Source organism: Pseudomonas sp. Irchel 3A18, from assembly GCF_900187465.1.
GTDB classification, from domain to species: domain Bacteria; phylum Pseudomonadota; class Gammaproteobacteria; order Pseudomonadales; family Pseudomonadaceae; genus Aquipseudomonas; species Aquipseudomonas cichorii.
The window spans coordinates 455,175-474,036 of sequence record NZ_FYDI01000001.1; the positions used below are offsets into that span (position 1 = coordinate 455,175).

Annotated in this window: 19 protein-coding genes; 13 read left to right on the forward strand and 6 right to left on the reverse strand. The window is 58.7% G+C overall.

What is annotated here, in order from left to right:
- The first annotated feature begins 10 nt into the window (after positions 1–10).
- From CKW23_RS01920 to CKW23_RS01955, 8 genes are all read left to right on the forward strand, one after another.
- Positions 11–1,036, forward strand: coding sequence for an NAD(P)H-dependent glycerol-3-phosphate dehydrogenase (locus CKW23_RS01920; protein WP_025260618.1), 1,026 nt, complete (start codon positions 11–13; stop codon positions 1,034–1,036).
- Between the two features lie 25 nt (positions 1,037–1,061).
- Positions 1,062–1,406 (forward strand): DUF4389 domain-containing protein, encoded by a 345-nt coding sequence (locus CKW23_RS01925; RefSeq protein ID WP_025260617.1) that lies wholly within the window; start codon positions 1,062–1,064, stop codon positions 1,404–1,406.
- The gene (gene sixA, locus CKW23_RS01930) at positions 1,403–1,858 is read left to right on the forward strand and encodes a phosphohistidine phosphatase SixA (protein ID WP_025260616.1); all 456 of its coding nucleotides are present in this window, start codon (positions 1,403–1,405) and stop codon (positions 1,856–1,858) included. Before CKW23_RS01925 ends, sixA begins: the two co-directional genes overlap by 4 nt.
- A 133-nt stretch (positions 1,859–1,991) precedes the next feature.
- Positions 1,992–2,435 carry a hotdog fold thioesterase gene (locus CKW23_RS01935; RefSeq protein WP_095066933.1) on the forward strand — a complete coding sequence of 148 codons (444 nt, stop codon included), beginning with the start codon at positions 1,992–1,994 and terminating at the stop codon, positions 2,433–2,435.
- Between the two features lie 121 nt (positions 2,436–2,556).
- The gene (locus CKW23_RS01940; RefSeq protein WP_025260614.1) at positions 2,557–3,366 is read left to right on the forward strand and encodes an alpha/beta fold hydrolase; all 810 of its coding nucleotides are present in this window, start codon (positions 2,557–2,559) and stop codon (positions 3,364–3,366) included.
- On the forward strand, positions 3,363–4,217 hold the full coding sequence (locus CKW23_RS01945) for an alpha/beta hydrolase (protein ID WP_025260613.1): 855 nt from the start codon (positions 3,363–3,365) through the stop codon (positions 4,215–4,217). Before CKW23_RS01940 ends, CKW23_RS01945 begins: the two co-directional genes overlap by 4 nt.
- A 139-nt stretch (positions 4,218–4,356) precedes the next feature.
- The gene (locus CKW23_RS01950) at positions 4,357–5,175 is read left to right on the forward strand and encodes a DUF4892 domain-containing protein (RefSeq protein ID WP_025260612.1); all 819 of its coding nucleotides are present in this window, start codon (positions 4,357–4,359) and stop codon (positions 5,173–5,175) included.
- A 47-nt stretch (positions 5,176–5,222) separates the two neighbouring features.
- The gene (locus tag CKW23_RS01955) at positions 5,223–6,275 is read left to right on the forward strand and encodes an AI-2E family transporter (protein WP_025260611.1); all 1,053 of its coding nucleotides are present in this window, start codon (positions 5,223–5,225) and stop codon (positions 6,273–6,275) included.
- 165 nt (positions 6,276–6,440) lie between these two features.
- On the opposite strand, the gene CKW23_RS01960 is transcribed toward CKW23_RS01955, so the two are convergent.
- The 3 genes from CKW23_RS01960 to CKW23_RS01970 are packed head-to-tail and all read right to left on the reverse strand — an operon-like array spanning position 6,441 to position 10,130.
- A complete protein-coding gene (locus tag CKW23_RS01960) occupies positions 6,441–8,438 on the reverse strand; it encodes a DUF3732 domain-containing protein (RefSeq protein ID WP_095066934.1) in 1,998 nt (665 codons plus the stop codon).
- Positions 8,422–8,928, reverse strand: coding sequence for a three component ABC system middle component (locus CKW23_RS01965; protein WP_095066935.1), 507 nt, complete (start codon positions 8,926–8,928; stop codon positions 8,422–8,424). Before CKW23_RS01965 ends, CKW23_RS01960 begins: the two co-directional genes overlap by 17 nt.
- Positions 8,925–10,130, reverse strand: a complete 1,206-nt coding sequence (locus CKW23_RS01970; protein ID WP_095066936.1) for an ABC-three component system protein — start codon at positions 10,128–10,130, stop codon at positions 8,925–8,927. Before CKW23_RS01970 ends, CKW23_RS01965 begins: the two co-directional genes overlap by 4 nt.
- 438 nt (positions 10,131–10,568) lie before the next feature.
- Here CKW23_RS01970 and CKW23_RS01975 point away from each other — a divergent pair, with 438 nt between their 5' ends.
- Complete coding sequence (locus tag CKW23_RS01975) at positions 10,569–11,060, forward strand: hypothetical protein (protein WP_095066937.1); 492 nt, start codon at positions 10,569–10,571, stop codon at positions 11,058–11,060.
- 257 nt (positions 11,061–11,317) lie between these two features.
- On the opposite strand, the gene xopAW is transcribed toward CKW23_RS01975, so the two are convergent.
- The 3 genes from xopAW to CKW23_RS01990 all read right to left on the reverse strand — a co-directional run bounded on the left by xopAW (position 11,318) and on the right by CKW23_RS01990 (position 13,967).
- The gene (gene xopAW / locus CKW23_RS01980; RefSeq protein ID WP_095066938.1) at positions 11,318–12,067 is read right to left on the reverse strand and encodes an EF-hand domain-containing protein; all 750 of its coding nucleotides are present in this window, start codon (positions 12,065–12,067) and stop codon (positions 11,318–11,320) included.
- A gap of 113 nt (positions 12,068–12,180) precedes the next feature.
- Complete coding sequence (locus CKW23_RS01985) at positions 12,181–13,221, reverse strand: cell wall metabolism sensor histidine kinase WalK (RefSeq protein WP_095066939.1); 1,041 nt, start codon at positions 13,219–13,221, stop codon at positions 12,181–12,183.
- Positions 13,218–13,967 (reverse strand): response regulator, encoded by a 750-nt coding sequence (locus CKW23_RS01990; protein WP_095066940.1) that lies wholly within the window; start codon positions 13,965–13,967, stop codon positions 13,218–13,220. Before CKW23_RS01990 ends, CKW23_RS01985 begins: the two co-directional genes overlap by 4 nt.
- A 315-nt stretch (positions 13,968–14,282) precedes the next feature.
- Between CKW23_RS01990 and kdpF the strand changes: the two genes are divergently transcribed.
- The 4 genes from kdpF to kdpC all read left to right on the forward strand — a co-directional run bounded on the left by kdpF (position 14,283) and on the right by kdpC (position 18,846).
- Positions 14,283–14,372: a K(+)-transporting ATPase subunit F gene (gene kdpF, locus CKW23_RS01995; RefSeq protein ID WP_074569008.1), complete on the forward strand. Its 90-nt coding sequence runs from the start codon at positions 14,283–14,285 to the stop codon at positions 14,370–14,372.
- 8 nt (positions 14,373–14,380) lie between these two features.
- Positions 14,381–16,075, forward strand: a complete 1,695-nt coding sequence (kdpA, locus tag CKW23_RS02000; RefSeq protein ID WP_095066941.1) for a potassium-transporting ATPase subunit KdpA — start codon at positions 14,381–14,383, stop codon at positions 16,073–16,075.
- 10 nt (positions 16,076–16,085) lie between these two features.
- The gene (gene kdpB / locus CKW23_RS02005) at positions 16,086–18,152 is read left to right on the forward strand and encodes a potassium-transporting ATPase subunit KdpB (protein WP_025260606.1); all 2,067 of its coding nucleotides are present in this window, start codon (positions 16,086–16,088) and stop codon (positions 18,150–18,152) included.
- A 121-nt stretch (positions 18,153–18,273) separates the two neighbouring features.
- On the forward strand, positions 18,274–18,846 hold the full coding sequence (kdpC, locus tag CKW23_RS02010) for a potassium-transporting ATPase subunit KdpC (protein ID WP_025260605.1): 573 nt from the start codon (positions 18,274–18,276) through the stop codon (positions 18,844–18,846).
- Positions 18,847–18,862 lie beyond the last annotated feature (16 nt).

The window sequence follows — 18,862 nt, forward strand, 5'->3', positions numbered from 1 at the left end:
GGATTGGTTTATGACCACACAGCAACCTGTAGCGGTTCTTGGTGGCGGCAGCTTCGGCACTGCCATTGCAAACCTGTTGGCACAGAACGGTCATCAGGTGCGCCAGTGGATGCGCGACCCGGAGCAGGCCCAAGCGATTCGCGACAACCGTGAAAACCCTCGTTACCTGAAGGGCATAAAGGTCAGGCCTGAAGTCGAGCCTGTCACCGATCTCACTGCAACCGTCGAAGCGTGCGAGCTGATTTTCGTCGCGCTGCCTTCAAGTGCCTTGCGTACCGTGCTGGCGCCCCATGTCGAGCGTTTGAACGGCAAGATGCTGGTGAGCCTGACCAAGGGCATCGAGGCCCAGACGTTCAAGCTGATGAGCCAGATTCTCGAAGAAATCGTTCCCGATGCCCGCATCGGTGTGTTGTCCGGTCCAAACCTGGCCCGGGAAATCGCCGAAGATGCGCTGACTGCGACGGTGGTCGCCAGTGAAGACGAAGAACTGTGCCAGCGGGTTCAGGCGGCGTTGCATGGTCGTACCTTTCGGGTCTATGCCAGTAACGACCGCTTCGGTGTGGAGCTGGGCGGCGCCCTCAAGAATGTCTATGCAATCATTGCCGGCATGGCCGTGGCGCTGGGCATGGGGGAAAACACCAAGAGCATGCTGATTACCCGCGCACTGGCCGAAATGACCCGCTTTGCGGTCAGCCAGGGTGCGAACCCCATGACGTTTCTGGGACTTGCCGGTGTCGGCGACCTGATCGTGACCTGTTCCTCGCCCAAGAGCCGTAACTATCAGGTGGGTTTCGCTCTGGGCCAGGGGTTGACTCTGGACGAAGCGGTGAGCCGGCTGGGTGAAGTGGCCGAGGGCGTGAACACCCTCAAGGTGCTCAAGGTCAAGGCGCAGCAGGTTCAGGTCTATATGCCGTTGGTCGCGGGCCTGCATGCAATTCTTTTTGAAGGTCGTACGCTCAATCAGGTCATCGAAGCGCTGATGCGCGCAGAGCCCAAGACAGACGTCGATTTCATTTCCACCACGGGTTTCAACTGAATTCCATTTCATCAGGGAGAAGAGCTTGAACGAATCCAAAATCCAGAAGAACGAGTCGATTCTGTTGCGCATTCTGTGGATGCTGCTATTCGTCATCGCCTGGCAGGTCGCGGAGATTGTCCTGGCAGGTGTCGTGCTGGTGCAGTTGGTCTATCGCCTGATTTATGGCGCACCCAGTGGCAGCCTGATGAACTTCGGTGACAGCCTGAGCCAGTTTCTGGCGCAGATCGGCCGTTTCGGGACCTTTCACAGCGACCAGAAGCCCTGGCCATTCGCCGACTGGCCGACGCCGCGTGCTCCGGATGGCGAGGCTGCGCATCGTGTCGATCCTGCACCGCATCCGGTGCGTGATGAAGAGCCAAAACTGTGAAGGTCTGGGTACTGCGCCATGGAGAGGCGCAATCCCGGGCGCGCAGCGATGCTGAGCGTGAGCTGACCGCCCATGGCCGCGAAGAGGTGCTAAAGAGCGCTGCGCATCTGCAAGGCAAGCCGCTGCAACGAATCGTGGCCAGCCCTTACGTGCGGGCGCAACAGACTGCCGAGCTGGTTCGTCATGCGCTAGGGTTCAGTGAGCCGATTGTGACCGTGCCCTGGCTGACACCCGACAGCGATCCCCGTCAGGTCCTGAGTCACCTTGATCTTCAGGCTGACGATGACGTCCTGTTGGTCAGTCACCAGCCTCTGGTTGGCGCCTTGATCGGTTTGCTGGCGCACGGCAGCTATCAACATGCCCAACCCATGAGCACCGCCAGCCTTGCCGAGCTGGAAGGCGAATTTGCAACGGCTGGCGGCATGACACTGTTGAGTGTCCGCCACGTTTGAATTACGGCTGTGTGGTTCTTACCGCCGTCGCAAGCACGCTTCCTCCCGCGGAGTTGCAGGAGGGAGCGTGCTTGCGGCGGGGCAAAGACGGTACCTACAGCATGATTGAGTGCATCTATAAAAAGGATCAGGCATGACCATATGGCGTGAAACCCCCAATCTCGAAAGCCTCAATGCAGGCCAGAAGAACACCATTGGCGAAGTACTGGATATTCGCCTCGACTCGTTTACCGAAGATTCCCTGACCGGCAGCATGGTGGTCGATCAGCGTACCCATCAGCCTTTCGGCCTGCTGCATGGCGGGGCGTCGGTGGTGCTGGCGGAATCCCTTGGGTCCATGGCCAGTTTTCTGGTGGTCGACAGCAGCAAGTTCTTTTGCGTGGGGCTGGAGGTCAACGCCAACCACCTGCGTGGCGTGCGAAGTGGCCGTGTAACGGGCGTAGTACGTCCTGTTCATCTCGGTCGCACGACCCATGTCTGGGATATCCGCATCAGCAACGAGGAGGGCAAGCTGTGCTGCATCTCCCGCCTGACCGTCGCGGTCGTTCCCCATGGACAGGAACCGCCTGCACGTTGAATGCCGACACTCCGGCCAATTTTATGGCCGGAGTGTCACCTTCGATGGCACTTCCAATCGTTGCCGTAGCCCTGGCGGGGTGCGCACAATCGCCACATATTCGGCCATCGAGTGCGTCGGCATGTCGCAACATATCTTCTTTGCTCACGCCAACGGTTTTCCGTCGGCGACCTACGGCAAGTTGTTCTCCGCGCTGGCACCGGAGTACTCGGTTGCCCATCTGGAACAGCATGCCCACGACCCTCGTTTCCCGGTCGATGACAACTGGCTGAATCTGGTGGATGAACTGATCCACCATTTGCGCGAACAACCGGCGCCAGTCTGGGGTGTCGGGCATTCACTGGGTGGTGTGCTGCACTTTCATGCGGCATTGCGCTGCCCGGAGTTGTATCGAGGTGTGGTGATGCTCGATTCGCCGGTCCTGAGCCTGGTGGATCAATGGATGATTCGCGCCGCCAAGCGTTTCGGTTTCATCGATCGCATCACGCCCGCAGGCCGTACCCTGGGGCGTCGCGAAGCGTTCAGCAATGCTGAAGCAGCCCGTGATTATTTCGCCAGCAAGACGCTGTTCCGCCGTTTCGATCCGGACTGTTTCGATGCCTATCTGCAGCATGGCCTGCAAGCCGATGGCGAACAGTTGCGTCTACGTTTCGATGCGGCCACGGAAATCAGCATCTATCGCAGTATTCCGCACACCAGCCCCAAGCCGTCACGACAACTCAGCGTGCCACTGGCCATGGTGCGCGGCAAGCACAGCCGGGTGGTATTGCCTCATCATGGTTATCAGGCCAGGCGTCTGCGGGACGGTGAATACCTGTCGATGCCAGGTGGGCACATGTTTCCCCTGGAGCGGCCCACCGAAACAGCGCAGATGCTCAAGTCATTGTTTACCCGTTGGGACGCCCGACGCATTGAGGTCACTGGCCCATGAGCCATGCAGTAGAAGAAGTTCGCCTGAGTCTGGGGCATATCGAACTGGCCGCTCATCTGTTCGGACCTGAAGACGGGCAGCCGGTGATCGCCTTGCACGGCTGGCTCGATAACGCCAACAGCTTTGCCCGGCTCGCACCGCGGCTTGAAGGCCTGCGCATCGTGGCGCTGGACCTGGCAGGCCATGGTCACTCCGATCATCGTCCGGCAGGGGCGAGCTACAATCTGGCTGATTATGTAGTTGATGTGCTGCAGGTGGCTGAGCAGTTGGGCTGGCAGCGCTTTTCCCTGCTGGGGCATTCGTTGGGGGCAATCATTTCGGTGATTCTGGCGGCTTCGATGCCTGAACGAGTGCAGCGTCTGGCCCTGATCGACGGGTTGCTGCCGCTGACCGGCGAAGCCGATGAGGCAGTGAATCGCATGCGCATGGCCATCGAGGCGCAACTGGCCTTGCCCGGCAAGCAAAAGCCGGTGTATCCGGATCAGGACCGCGCAGTAGAGGTGCGTATGAAAGGCATGGTGGCCGTCAGTCGTGAAGCGGCGCAATTGCTGGCCCAGCGTGGACTGATGCCGGTGCCCGGCGGTTACACCTGGCGCAGCGACAGTCGCCTGACCTTGCCCTCGGCCATGCGCTTCAGTCACCAGAAGGCCATGAACTTTGTCGCTGGAATCAAGTGTCCGACACAATTGGTAATGGCTGAAGACGGAATGCTGGCCCGAAATCGGGAACTGTTGTCAGGGCTGCCATTTCAGGTCAAGAGCTTGCCTGGCGGGCATCATCTGCACTTGAATGACGAAGAGGGCGCAGGCTCTGTTGCAGACTGTTTCAATCGCTTCTTCGCTGCGCCTTGACTTGCATCAGGCAACTGTCGACGCTGCAAGGATCGAAACAGGAGTCAGTCATGATGGACCAACCTATTGCCTTGTATATTCGCCTCAGTGGCGACGTTGTCCATTCCATTTCATCCTTTGCAAGTTGATGAGAGCATCCATGCGTTTATCCTGTGCTCCATTTGTCATGCTGGGAGCTTCACTGTTCAGCGCTCTGGTGTCTGCCGCGGATGTGCCGGACAGCCACGATCTGAGCATCGTGCCGCGTCTGGCTGACGCGGAAATAGTCGATTACCGGCCTGCTGCCGAGCTGGAACGTGTCTACCCGATGGGGTCGATCCGCAAGATCAGCGGCCAGTTGCGTTTTGACGGTCAGGTCAACACCCGTGGCAGCCTTACCTCGGTTACCTACCAGTTACCTGTCGAACACACGTCCGATGAAGCCTTCACGGCTGCCCGTGAAGCCTTGCAGCAGAAGGGCGCCGAGTTGTTGTTCTGGTGTCAGGCCCGCGATTGCGGCGAAAGCAGCCTGTGGGCCAATGATGTTTTTGGCAACTCCAAGCTTTATGGTGCCGATGACAGGCAAGCCTATCTGCTGCTGAGACTGGCCGAGCCTGATAGCGAAACCCTGGTGGCCCTGTATGGCATCACTCGCGGCAATCGCCGCGCTTACCTGCATGTCGAGCAATTCACGGCTGCCGCACCTCTGGGCGAATTGCTGCCGACGTCCGCTACCTTGCTGCGCCAGCTCAGAAGCACCGGCAGGCTGGATCTGCCACGGCTTGGTGGCGAGCCCGAGGAGCGCTGGGTCACTTTACTGTCTCGTGGCCTGAATCTGGACAGCACCTTGCGTGCCACGGTTTCGGGCGTCCATGCCGATGCATGGCGCGAAGCACTGGTTGCCAAGGGCGTGCGCACGGCACGATTGGAGACGGGCAGTGTCGATAAGGCAGGGCTTGTGATCGAAGTGATCCGCTAGTCTCTCTGTACAAGCCGTTCGCTTTCTCGTTTTCATAGGTGTCCTCCATGTTCAATAACGACCGCCTGCTGGTGCAGATCCTGTTGTTGGTGCTATTGGGTGCCTGTCTCTGGGTAATGGCCCCGTTCTGGTCTGCACTGGTCTGGGGTGCTGTGCTGGCGTTTGCCAGCTGGCCGCTGATGCGTTTGCTGACTCACTGGTTCAAGGGCCGCGAATCGCTGGCCGCTCTGGTGATGAGTCTGTGCTGGCTGCTACTGGTGGCCGCGCCGCTGGTGTGGCTGGGGTTCAACCTCGCCGATCATGTGCGGGATGCAACGGCGTTCATCAAGGATGTTCAGGTCGACGGGCTGCCCGATCCTCCGGTTTGGCTGGCGGGGATTCCGTTGGTGGGCGAGCGGCTGGTCGGTATGTGGAACACCATCGATCAGCAAGGTGCGGCATTGATTACTGCTGCCAGGCCTTATCTGGGGGAAGTCGGCAACTGGCTGCTGGCCCGCAGCGCACAGATTGGAGGCGGCATTCTCGAGCTGAGCCTGAGCATCGTGTTCGCGTTTTTCTTCTATCGTGACGGTCCGAGGCTGGCGGCCTTCGTGCTCAGCCTGCTGGAGCGTCTGATCGGTGACCGGGCTCCGTATTATCTGGATCTGGTTGCCGCTACCGTACAGCGAGTGGTCAATGGCGTGATCGGCACCGCCGCAGCCCAGGCCATCCTGGCCCTGATCGGTTTCCTGATCGCGGGTATTCCCGGTGCGCTGGTGCTGGGGATCCTGACCTTCCTGTTCAGCCTGATTCCCATGGGGCCGCCACTGGTGTGGATCCCGGCCACTGCCTGGCTGGTCTGGCAGGGTGAATACGGCATGGCGGTATTTCTCGGCCTGTGGGGCACCTTCATCATCAGTGGCGTGGACAACGTGCTCAAGCCGTACCTGATCAGCCGTGGCGGCAACCTGCCGTTGGTGATCGTGCTGCTGGGAGTATTTGGCGGTTTGCTGGCGTTCGGTTTTATCGGTCTGTTCATCGGGCCGACACTACTGGCGGTTGCCTACAGCCTGTTGACCGACTGGGTCGCAGGCGAGCGAATCATCAAGAATCACCGTTAGGCTCTGTACGAAATGTTTTCGAGCGAAGATGAGGGGAGGCTATTGAGGTGCGCGCGCGGCCTGCTTGTCAGTCGTGCCGTCAGGGCTGCGAACAACCGGCGCGCAGGCGCTTAGACCTCCGGGACTTGACCAGTTTACCCTGGCAGCACAAATGGCCAAGCGTACCTACGCTAAGTCATTGTGTCGGTGGATCCAGTGGGCAGGAATGAGCCCATCGTCCTTGGTCTCCCAAGCCGCTACGGGAACGGTGTCAGCGACCTGCCCCCAGATGTCCGGACCCGCATGTTCAAGGACAATGATCTGGATGAAATGGCCTGCACGCTTGAGGCCTTCAGCCAAGACTTCGAAGATTCGGCGCGTGGCAACGACATCCGCTGGCCGGGCTTGATTCACCGCTTCGAAACCTGCATCCAATGCATTGATGCCACCGGTATTGCTTGGGAAATAGACCTGGCTCGGCTGGTCGATCACGATGAAGCTGAAAGGTGGGAGCTTGCGATTCTCCTCCTTCGACAGGTATTCATGAATGCCGAGGAACGTCGCGATGTGGTAACCCATCCAGTTCGCACCACTTCCGATTTCCCAGAGGAAATCCCGCTGGCCGTGAGAATCGAAGCGAAGCGTGAGCTCTTTCCTGTCCAGATAAATCTCAGAGCCAGGCGTTCCGTTCAAGCCGAACTGATCCGCATAGTCCTCGAACATCGGGGCTAACTGGGCATCCACCTTGCGCTCTTGCTCAGCCATGTCGGTCAACGACATCTGGAAGTTGTAATGCCGAATCAGGCTTTCCAACTCGGTCATGCGCTTCTTCAGACCTTCGTCCGCTTCAGAGCCGTCCAGTTGTTTGATCAGTCGACTGATCTCGCCTGCCACATAGTAGATTTGGCCAATGGCATTTCGGGTACGCTCATTCTCTTGGATCAAGCGAGCCTGCTCTCGCATCAAACGCGACAGCTCACGTTCCTCTTTGGCGCGCTGCCGTTTCAGCGTTGCCAGTTGCTTGTCGACAACGGGGTTGTCCTTGAGCGCGTCCGAAATCCGGGTGACCTTCTTGACCTTCTCTTCCAGGTTCTCGATCACCATAGGCAAGGCGTTGGTGAACGAGCCGCAGGCGACGCAGTGCCCACCTTCAGAGACGCTCTGCTTGAGCCAGTCGAGCCCAATGACATGGGACTTCTCAGTATCAATTGCTGCGACGAATCGCTTGCTGTTACGCGCTAGGTGGTCGAAGCCATCGATCTGGGCATCAAATTCGTCAACGATACGTTGTTGCTTCCCGACTTCCTCGATGACCACCTTCAGCTTTTCTGAGATATGCAGTCGTTGAGGTTCCAAGAGTGTCTGCTCAAGCCGACCTTCATGGGTAGCGATGACGACCTTCTTGAGCAGTTCGACTTTCTGAGCGCCTTGGGTACTGGTGCGCTCAAGCAGGCCCAACTGAATGCAGCGATCAAATAGTTGGTCGACGTCAGCGTAATGGCTCGCCTTGGCCGCATCGTGGACTGCTAGCTGTTTACGTAGCCGTTCCTGCTCGCGCTGTGCTTCATCGCGACGCCGCTCATTCATGATGTAGTTTGCATCCACCATGCCGAGCGCGTAGGGCATGGCTCGCGTCAGGCGCTCCTTGTGAGCAAATGAGTCAGTTTTGAAGAACAGGGTGTTGGGGTTTGCCACGATGTGCTGAGGGAGGAAGTTGAACGCTGCCATGTCGCGATAGGAGCTGCGGCGATCGAAGCTGGACGGCTCTTCCTCATCTGAATGGGGGAGGTCACTGACCCGAACCATGCCATCGAAGGCGGCTTTGTACTGCCCCAAGGAATGGGTACGGTAAACGGAGTCCGGGATCTGTTCATCGTCGACCTCCAGCATGAAAAGCTCGTTGGAGCCTTGGGAGTTTCCCGGAGTGCGTCGCGCGACGATGTAGGTCGTATCGAGAAGGCGTATCTTCATCCCGAACCAATCGACTGTGTCGCGGATGATGCCGATGGGAATCTGACACTTGGTCGCGCCCAGCACGTAGTCAATGATGTGAACAATTGACGACTTGCCGGTGCCGCTCAGCCCGTAAATGATGTTGATCTTCCCGTCTTGAAAGGGAATGACTCGTGGCTCCAAGCCAGGGCAGCGAGGCCAGAGGATGACTGCGTCAATCGTGAATTTCATTGGGAATCCCAAACAAGAGCTTGTACAGATTTTCTGTCGTGTCGGTGGCAAACCACTTCGCCAGTTTCTCAGTGGTCTGCAGCATGGCCGAGGGGATGGTGTTCTTGATGCCTCGTGGCCAACGATCGACCAAGACTTGGAAGCTGGTTTCACTTCCCTTGGGACCGATCTTTCCAACCAGACGCGAAGAGACGGCGAGATTGAGCCCTTGCAGGGTGGTAGCCGCATGGGCGGACACCCTTCGCTGCAGATCAATTTTCAACACCGGGATCTCCCTGAACACTGCACCCAGGGTGGAGCGGCTGGTGCGCTTGCTCAACGCGTCGCGTGAGCGCTGATTCCACACCAGGGGCAGCACCAACATCAATTTCGGTAGATCCGGGGTTTGCCCAAGCCCTGCCTCTTGGTATTCGACTATGAAATGCGTCAGGAGAAAGCAGGCCAATGACGAGTTGTGGATCAATTGATGATCCAGATACGCCCCACTCATGACTCATCCTCCGAGGTCGGTGCGTCACGGTGCCAATGGATGGGCGAATGTGTTCCATCAGCGTTGGCCATCCTGTGATAGGTGCCGCTGAACAGGTACTGAGCCGTGGAGTTAACCCGTCCCACCTTCATGGGAAAGGTTTCTGGAAACAAGGTTTTGGTCATCACAGATCTGTAATCAGCAGTGCCGTAGCCATCCAGCGATGTCATGTTGTCCAACTGGTGGCGGTCGTTGATCGCCTCCCAACGGTCACTAAGCACACGCTCAGCCAAATCAAAGTCCTTGGCCAGAACTCCACCTGACTCCAGAAGGCGGATGCGCTCAGAGTAGGCGGCACAGTAGAAGCCGAATTGCTTCATCAGCAGTTTTTTCGGCATGTTGATTTTGTTGAGTTGCTCCACGAAAAGCATGTCCGCAGGGTCGATTTTCTCGGCCCACTCTGCGAACTCGGTTTTCTCGAAGGGCAGAGGTTCCCAAGGGCCATTCATGAACGCTTCAACGAGCGTTTGGCGCTTGTTGTAGTAAGGCTGAGCGGTTGTCCAGAAAGGCTTTCGGGCTACCCAGGTCTTTTGGCAGCGGTCGAACAGGAAACCGACCAGACCATGGTATATGTCCTCAGCATTCGCCACCGCATCCTCGGGGAGGTGGAGGGATGCGATTACGCGCTGCTTCATCTGGGCATTGAGCTGGCCGTCCTCAATGGACATGTGCTCTATCAGAAATGCCAAGTCGGCGTCGGAGTAGGCGATGACATCCTGAGCGATCTCGCCAGGCTTGCCTGTCATGCCGCCGGCATGTGTTCGAAGCGCAACGACCGCGTCTGCCACATCTTGCTTTGAAAGTGCATCAGAAAGCCGCATGGCCAGCGTGCCTTTCTTAAGCACGCGGTTCGTGACGAGGAGAAACTGCAATTCCTCATGCTCTTTTCGAGCAGCCGCCAACCCATTCAACCAGATGCGGAGTGTATTCCACAGGTTTTTACTGCTGTCTTGCAGTGGGTTTTTGCGAGGTTGGACAGAGAGCTTCGCTTGCTCTGACACACGCCGAGAACCTGTCTCTGTCTGGCTGATCTCTTCAACATCATCAGCCGTTTCAATGCCGAATCTGGTCTGCGCGTTGGGTGCCGTGAAGATGCGGAACAGTGCGCGTTCGTATTGGTAGCCATACCCCGCTGCGCTGGGGCTAGCATCTGGATCTTTCATCCTTCTATCTCTCAGTCCATGCCCGTATAACGGCGGGGCCGAGCCCCATTCCTTGTTCTATGGAGCAACAGAGAGAGAAATGTACCGGTGAAGATGTCATTTGGCCATAGCTTTGAGTGTGGCAGATGGCCGTATTTGAAGTAGAAGGTTGTTCGAAATACCCTCAGCAGAGATAGCTATAGGCTTGTAGCTCCCTCAATATGGATACTTCGACTGGATACGGCTGATCAGAGTTGAGGGCTGGTTTGCCCAGTAATGTAATTACTTCGCCCAAGGCTTGCGAATCACAATGTCCCCGGCGAGGGTGGATGTGCATCTCAGCAACTGACGCCTCTCCAACTTTGTCCCCAAGAAATCGACAGGCTACTTTGGCTTGCCCTGCTTTGAAATCCCTGTAATGTCTTAGTCAGGCCATCTTCGGTCTGGGGAGAACTACGTATGCGATTGAAACGAAGCAACATTTTTTTACCAGGGCTGATTTTCTCCACTATCAGCCTGTCTTACCTGTACATCCAGGTTTGCTTGTTCGACGTCATCGCTTGGAATTACAACGTTTGTCATGTCCTGTTCGGCTTTACATTCCCCTTCGTCCTGAGTTACCTCTCCTGCGAGCGTTCGGATATCCAATTGCTTGACCTGAGGCAAACAGTCAATCGCATCTTTGCGGTGCCCTTGTATGCTTGGCCGCTGGCCCTCCTTCGTACGGTAGGGCACTCGACTGTTCGAGACTTCAAGGTGGGTGTCAGTTGGAAGCCTGTTATGGGGGTGCTGTATGTCCTCGCATTATCAATGGGCAATGAGATGTGGAATGACCCCATCACCAACGGAATTCCGTTCACCCAGGCGTACCAGAATTTCGTGGCTGATGTGATCGGTATGGTGTTATTCCTTGCGGTCACTTACACATTCAGCCAGTATCAGAAACGATAGATTGCCCTTTATGACGCTTGATACGGACCAATCAAAATCCCATTAGTGAGCAGCGGGTTAACACGATCATCACCCGCCACGTATCTCCCAGTTCGCCAAAAAAACGGAATACATGGTTTCATCGGCCTGTTCATCGGGCCGACGCTACTGGCGGTTGCCTACAGCCTGTTGACCGACTGGGTCGCAGGCGAGCGAATCATCAAGAATCACCGCTAAAAGATCCCGCCGCATGACACTGGTCAGCGGCGGTCTCCCGGTCAGGCAGCGGTATCGAGGTATTTGCCGATAGGCTTGCTGCCTTCGGTGTCATAACGCTCACCCAATGCAGCAATCATCTTGCTCAAGGCCTGGGCGGCCATTTGATTGGCATTGGTCTGCTCGCTATTGCTGTTGCTCTGGCTCAGGGCAGTGGCCAGTTCGGTGGCGCTGATGCTGTCGTCACTGTCGGTATCCAGAGCGCTGAACAGGGCGGCGCTGTCGGTGCTGCTGACATTGGCATTCTGTGCTGGCGGCGGGCCGGCGGGTGGCTGCTGAGGTTGCAGGCTGGCGGTCAGTTCTTCAAGGCTGACGGTGCCGTCTTCGTTGGTATCCAGTGCATCGAACACTTTAGTGCTGTCGGCCGTGCTGCCTGTATTGGTGAGGCCGGTGGTCAGCTCGTCGCTGTTGATCGAACCGTCGCCGTCAGTGTCCAGCGAGCTGAGCAGGTCTTCTGCCAGGTCCGTGGCGGGTGGAGGCGGCGGTGGAGTCAGCGCTGCCAGTTCATCGGCATCCAGGCTGTCATCATCGTTACTGTCCAGGCTGCTGAACGCTTCGCTCAGGCTGACGGTAATCCCGTCTTTCTTGTCGGAAGAAAGCGCCGAGCTCAGTTCTTCCTTGTTGATGCTGCCATCACCGTCGGTATCGAGCTTTGCCAGTAACTCTTCCTGAAATTTCTTGCTGTTGGTGCCTGAAGTCAAACTGGTCGAGCTGGTGTAGCTCGAATAACTGCTGCTGATGCCACTGATCATTGGACTGACTCCCTGAGGTTTATAGAGCCGATGGCGGTACATCGGCTTATGAAGCCTCGGGGCGGCAGTTGTCGTGGGGATGTGGGATTTGTATCGGGTGGGATACGCGCTCGTCAGGCCCGCGGCAGATCAAGCACTACCGTCAGGCCGCCGCCCGGCGTCTGGGCCAGATACAGCTCACCGCCCATGCGCAAGGCCGCTTCCCGTGCGATGGTCATGCCCATGCCGACACCACCGGAGTTGCGATTGCGCGAGCCTTCCAGTCGATAGAAGGGCTCGAAAACCGTCTCGTGAAACTCGGGTGCTATGCCCGGCCCATGATCGATGACCGAGATCTTCACGCGACCGGGCTGATCCTCGATAGCGATGTGCACACTGCCTGCATAGCGCAGGGCATTGTCGATGAGGTTATGCAGGCAGGAGCGCAGCGCCATGGGCTGGATCCTGAGTGGCTTGCACTGGCCCTGGTACTGCACGTCGTCGCCATTGTCCTGCGCGTTCTCGGCCAGTGATTCGATCAGTGCCTGCAGGTCCAGCTGTTGCAGTTCTTCGCTCTTGCGATGCTCGTTGAGGTAGCTCAGGGTCGCGTCGAGCATGTTGATCATGTCGTCCAGATCCTGAGTCATCTGGTCGTGCAGTTTGAGGTCATCGATCTTTTCGACGCGCAGCTTGAGGCGCGACAGCGGTGTGCGCAGGTCGTGGGAGACAGCTGCCAGCATGCGTCCGCGTTGCTGCATCTGTTCGCGTATTTTCTGCTGCATCAGATTGAAGGCATGTGCGGCATTGCGCGCCTCCAGAGGGCCGGTGAGCTCCAGAGGCGGGCTGTCGAGGTTTTCGCTCAGGCGCTCGGCTGCTTCGCTCATGCGCTGCACGGGACGGCTCAGGGCTTTGGCCCCGAACCAGGCGGCGATCACCAGAGTGACCAACTGAAAGCCCACGACGGTCAGCGGGCCACGCCAGAATGAGGGTTTGCGGCGCTCACGATCCTGAGGAATGTCATTGGCCTGCTGCTGCGCCGCGGGTGGTGCTTCCCGCGGTGGAGGCGGTGGACCGTATTGGGTGAACCAGATAAATGCCAGTACATGCCCCAGCAGGATCGCAATCAGCGCGCCGCCAAAAAGTCGTGCGAAGAGTGTATCGGCTGATCTTATCAAGCGAGTTCCTTGGCATCGAAGAGGTAGCCTTCGCCGCGTACCGTCTTGATCAGTTGGGGGTTCTTGGGGTCGTCCCCCAGTTTCTGGCGCAGACGCGAGACCAGCAGATCGATGCTGCGGTCGAAGGCTTCGATGGAGCGACCACGGGCGGCATCGAGCAGTTGTTCACGGCTGAGCACGCGATGCGGACGTTCCAGAAATACCCGCAGCAGGCGGAACTCGGCGTTGGAGAGCGGCACCACCAGGCCATCGGCAGCAATCAACTGGCGCAGGACACTGTTGAGTCGCCATGCATCGAAGCGAACGGTGGTGCGCTGTTCGCTGCGTTCGTCACGCACACGGCGCAAGACCGTCTGGATGCGGGCTACCAGTTCGCGAGGCTCGAAGGGCTTGGCCATATAGTCGTCGGCACCCAGTTCAAGGCCGATGATACGGTCAGTGGGTTCGCAGCGGGCGGTGAGCATCAGGATCGGAATATCCGAAGTGCTGCGCAGCCAGCGGCACAGCGACAGACCGTCTTCGCCGGGCAGCATCAGGTCCAGCACCACGACATCGAAGGTTTCCTCGGTCAGGGCCTGACGCATCTGCGTGCCATCGGTGACGCCTCTGGACTGGATATTGAAACGGGACAGGTAATCGCAGAGCAGTTCACGAATGGCCACGTCGTCATCGACGATCAAGGCACGGGTGTTCCAGCGCTGTTCGGATGAAGATTGATCGGTGTTGCTGTCTGGAATGGGTTGCATAGTGCGACTGCTGCCTTGTGATGCCGCCATCACTGGCCGCTGTTGAGGATCAACGCTCCCGTCATGCTACTTCGCCACGGGGCGCGGCGAAAGGGTGTCGCGGCAGAATGTCGTGGGCATGTCGTGAATGTATTCAAGTTGGTACAAATCCTCAAAACCCGTCTCGCGAATAAATTCGCTCCTACTCCAGACGGGGCACGGGTCATTCTTTACGCCGTCTTTACGCCCCTCGTTACCTGTCGCTCTCGTTCCTTTACAGCCCTCCTGAGGACAATTGCTCCCAAGCGGCAACCGCCGTAGCGACGGAGAATCTTGATGAGCGTTCTGGATGGGGTGTCACTGCTGTTGGCAGTCGGGCTGTTCATTTACTTGCTGGTTGCGCTGCTACGCGCAGGCCGGAACTAGGAGCTGCCATGCACAGTTATGACTATCTGCTGATTCTGGCTTTTCTGGTACTGGTCGTGTTGCCCGCGCCTTTGCTGGGGCGTTTCTACTATCGGGTCGTTGAAGGCGAGCGCACCTGGCTCAGCCCGGTGCTGAGGCCGGTAGAGAATATCTGCTATCGACTGTCAGGCATCGACCCCAAGGTCGAACAGAACTGGAAAGCCTACTTGTGGGCTTTGCTGGCGTTCAACCTGGCCGGCTTCGTGCTGCTGTTCGCCATGTTGCTGGGGCAGGGCGCCTTGCCGCTCAACCCGCAGCAGTTGCCGGGTCTGGAGTGGTCGCTGGCGTTCAACACCGCGATGAGTTTCGTCACCAATACCAACTGGCAGAGCTACAGCGGTGAAGCTTCGCTGAGTTACCTGAGCCAGATGGTCGGCCTGACCGTGCAGAACTTTGTCAGCGCCGCCACCGGTATTGCTGTGCTGCTGGCGTTCTGTCGCGGCATCAGCCGTCGCTCGACCGAAAGTCTCGGCAACTTCTGGACCGACATGACCCGCGTCACTCTATACGGCCTGTTGCCGCTGTGCATCGTGCTGGCCTTGTTGCTGGTCTGGCAGGGAGTGCCACAAAGTTTTGCCCACTACATCGATGCCGTCACCCTGCAAGGCGCTGACCAAAGCCTGCCCATGGGGCCTGCCGCCAGCCAGATCGCGATCAAGCAACTGGGTACCAACGGTGGTGGCTTCTTTGGCGTGAACTCGGCGCATCCGTTCGAGAACCCGACTGCCTTGAGCAACCTGCTGCAACTGGTGTCGATCCTGCTGATTCCGGCTGCACTTGTGTTCACCTTCGGCCATTACGTCAAGGACATGCGCCAGAGCCGCGCAATCATGGCCTGCATGCTGATCATGCTGCTGATCGGCGGTGCTGTTTCGCTGTGGGCCGAGTATCAGCCCAACCCGGCGCTGAATATTGCAGGTGTCGAGCAGACCGCGCCGCTGGAAGGCAAGGAAAGCCGTTTTGGCACCACCGCTACCGTGCTCTGGGCGACAGCGACCACTGCCGCGTCGAACGGCTCGGTCAACGCCATGCATGACAGCCTCAACCCGCTGACCGGCATGGTCGCGCTGGTCAACATGATGGTCGGTGAGGTGATCTTCGGCGGCGTCGGTGTCGGCCTCAACGGCATGTTGCTCAACGTGTTGATCGCCGTCTTCTTGGCCGGCCTGATGATTGGCCGCACCCCGGAATACCTTGGCAAGAAGCTGCAAGCGACAGAAATCCGCCTGCTGGTCGCGACCCTGTTGGTCATGCCTGTCGGCGTGCTGGTGCTCGGTGCCGTGGCTGCCAGTCTGCCAGGGCCGCTGGCCTCGGTGAGCAACCCCGGCCCCCATGGCTTCAGCCAGTTGCTGTACGCCTACACCTCGGCCACGGCCAACAACGGCTCGGCGTTCGGTGGCTTCAGTGCCAATACCGTTTTCCACAACCTGATGCTCAGCGTGGCGATGTTCCTGGGACGTTTCGGCTACATCGTGCCGGTTCTGGCACTGGCGGGCAGCCTGGCGATGAAAAAGGCCGCGCCACAGGGTATCAACAGCTTCCCGACCCATGGCCCGCTGTTCGTGACTTTGCTGACTGTGACCATTTTGCTGGTCGGTGGCCTGACCTTCCTGCCAACCCTGGCACTTGGGCCGATTGCCGAACATTTGAGCCTGGGCTTCTGAGGAGCCGATGATGAATATGCAGATTCCTGTGACAAAGCCGTCTGAAGCGCCAGCAGTGGCCGATCCGGCAAAAACCAGTTTCTCGTCGCTTTGGCGCGGTGCGCTGGTGCAAGCCTTCGTCAAGCTCGACCCTCGTCAACTGGCCCGCTCGCCGGTGATGCTGGTGGTGGAACTGACCGCCATCCTGACCACGGTTCTATGCCTGATTCCCGACCCGGCTGTACCGATCGGCGTTGCGTTGCAGATCGCCCTGTGGCTGTGGTTCACCGTGTTGTTTGCCAACTTTGCCGAAGCCTTGGCCGAAGGGCGCGGCAAGGCGCGAGCCGACAGTCTAAAGGCGGGCAGTGAAGGGCTCAAGGCGCGGCGTCGCGATGAGTCTGGCGCGTTCAGCATGGTCAATGCCAGCGCCTTGCGCAAAGGCGACGTGGTGCGCGTCGAGGCCGGGGAAATGATCCCCGGTGACGGCGAAGTCATCGAAGGTATTGCAGCGGTCAACGAAGCGGCGATTACCGGTGAATCGGCGCCGGTCATCCGTGAGTCTGGCGGCGACCGTTCGGCGGTGACCGGCAACACCCGGCTGGTGTCCGACTGGCTGCTGATACAGATCAGCACCAACCCCGGCGAATCGACCCTGGACCGCATGATTGCCCTGGTCGAAGGTGCAAAACGTCAGAAAACGCCCAACGAAGTGGCGCTGGATATCCTGCTGATCGGCCTGACCCTGATCTTCCTGCTGGTGGTCGTGACCTTGCAGCCGTTCGCCCACTTTGCCGGTGGCAGCCTGCCGCTGGTGTTTCTGGTAGCGCTGCTGGTGACTCTGATTCCTACCACCATCGGCGGCTTATTGTCGGCCATCGGTATCGCGGGCATGGACCGGCTGGTGCGCCTCAATGTCATCGCCAAGTCCGGCCGTGCCGTGGAGGCTGCCGGTGATGTGCACGTGCTGCTGCTGGACAAGACCGGCACCATCACCTTTGGTAACCGTCGTTGCAGCGCGCTGTATTCCGCGACGGGTGTCACGGCCAAAGAGATGAGCGACGGCGCCTTGCTGGCGTCCCTGGCTGATGACACGGCTGAAGGTAAATCCATCGTCGAATACCTGCGTAACCTGCACCCGATCAGCGAGCCAAAACCTTCGCAACTGACGGCTGTGCCTTTCAGCGCAGAAACCCGTTTGTCCGGCGTGGATTATCAAGGTCACCAGTACCGCAAGGGTGCCGTGGATTCATTGCTGGCCTTTGTGGATCTGCAACGTCGCGACCTGCCTGAGGCTCTGGCCCGGGAAATCGACAAGATCGCCAAGACTGGCGGTACGCCATTGCTGGTGTGTGTCGACAAGAAACTGCTGGGCGCCATCCACCTCAAGGACGTGGTCAAGCCTGGCATCCGCGAGCGTTTTGCCGAACTGCGCAAACTGGGCATTCGCACCGTGATGGTCACGGGCGACAACCCGCTGACCGCTGCGGCGATTGCCGCCGAAGCCGGTGTGGACGATGTGCTGGCTGAAGCGACGCCGGAGAAGAAGCTGGAGCGTATTCGCGCCGAGCAGAACGAAGGGCGGCTGGTTGCCATGTGTGGCGACGGTGCCAACGATGCGCCTGCACTGGCTCAGGCGGACGTCGGCATGGCGATGAACGACGGCACCCAGGCGGCGCGGGAAGCAGCGAACATGGTCGATCTGGACAGCGATCCGACCAAGTTGCTGGATGTGGTGCAGATCGGCAAGGAACTGCTGGTGACCCGCGGGGCGCTGACAACCTTTTCCATCGCCAACGATATCGCCAAATACTTCGCGATCCTGCCGGCCCTGTTCGCTGCGATCTACCCGCAACTGGGCGTGCTGAACATCATGCAACTGGCCAGCCCGCAAAGCGCGATTGTCTCGGCCATCGTCTTCAACGCCTTGATTATCGTGCTGCTGATCCCGCTGGCCCTGCGCGGCGTACGAGTCCAGGCCGCCAGCGCGGCTCATCTGCTGCGCCGCAACCTGCTGATCTATGGGGTGGGCGGCATCATCGTGCCGTTCGTGGGGATCAAGCTGATCGACATGCTGCTGGTTGGATTGGGGCTGGTGTAAAACCGGACCCAATGTGTAGGAGCGAATTCATTCGCGAAAGACAGAGGCTCTATGGAATACCGCTTTCGCGAACAAGTTCGCTCCTGCATGAAGTGTTGCAATTCTCTATGAGGAACTGATGATGTCCACTGTATTGCGTCCGGCCTTGAGCCTGATTGTGTTGATGACTGTGCTGACCGGTGTGGCTTATCCATTGGCGGTGACCGGTGTGGCTCAGGTGGCTTTCCCCGAGCAGGCCAATGGCAGTCTGGTTTACGACGCCAGCGGCAAAGTGCAAGGCTCGGAGCTGATTGCCCAGGCCTTCAGCGGCGATGAATGGTTCCAGTCGCGTCCCTCAGCCGGCGCCTTCGCCACGGTTTCCAGCAGCGCGAGCAACCTGGCGCCGAGTAATCCGGCCCTGGCGACCCGTGTCACCGAAGAGGCCGCCAAACTGGCCGTTGCAGGGCAGGGCGCAGTGCCGCTGGCCTTGCTGACAACTTCAGGCAGCGGCCTGGATCCGCACCTGCCGCCGTCCTCCGTTACCTATCAGGCTGCACGGGTCGCGGCGGCGCGCAAGTTGCCGCTGGAGCAGGTTCAGGCCTTGATCGAGGCCAACACCGAGCGATCCCTGATTGGCCCGCCCGTGGTTAATGTGCTGGACTTGAATCGTGCCCTGAATCAGTTAACGTCTGCGCAACGCCAGGCACAACTTTGAGTGAGTAGTAACAACC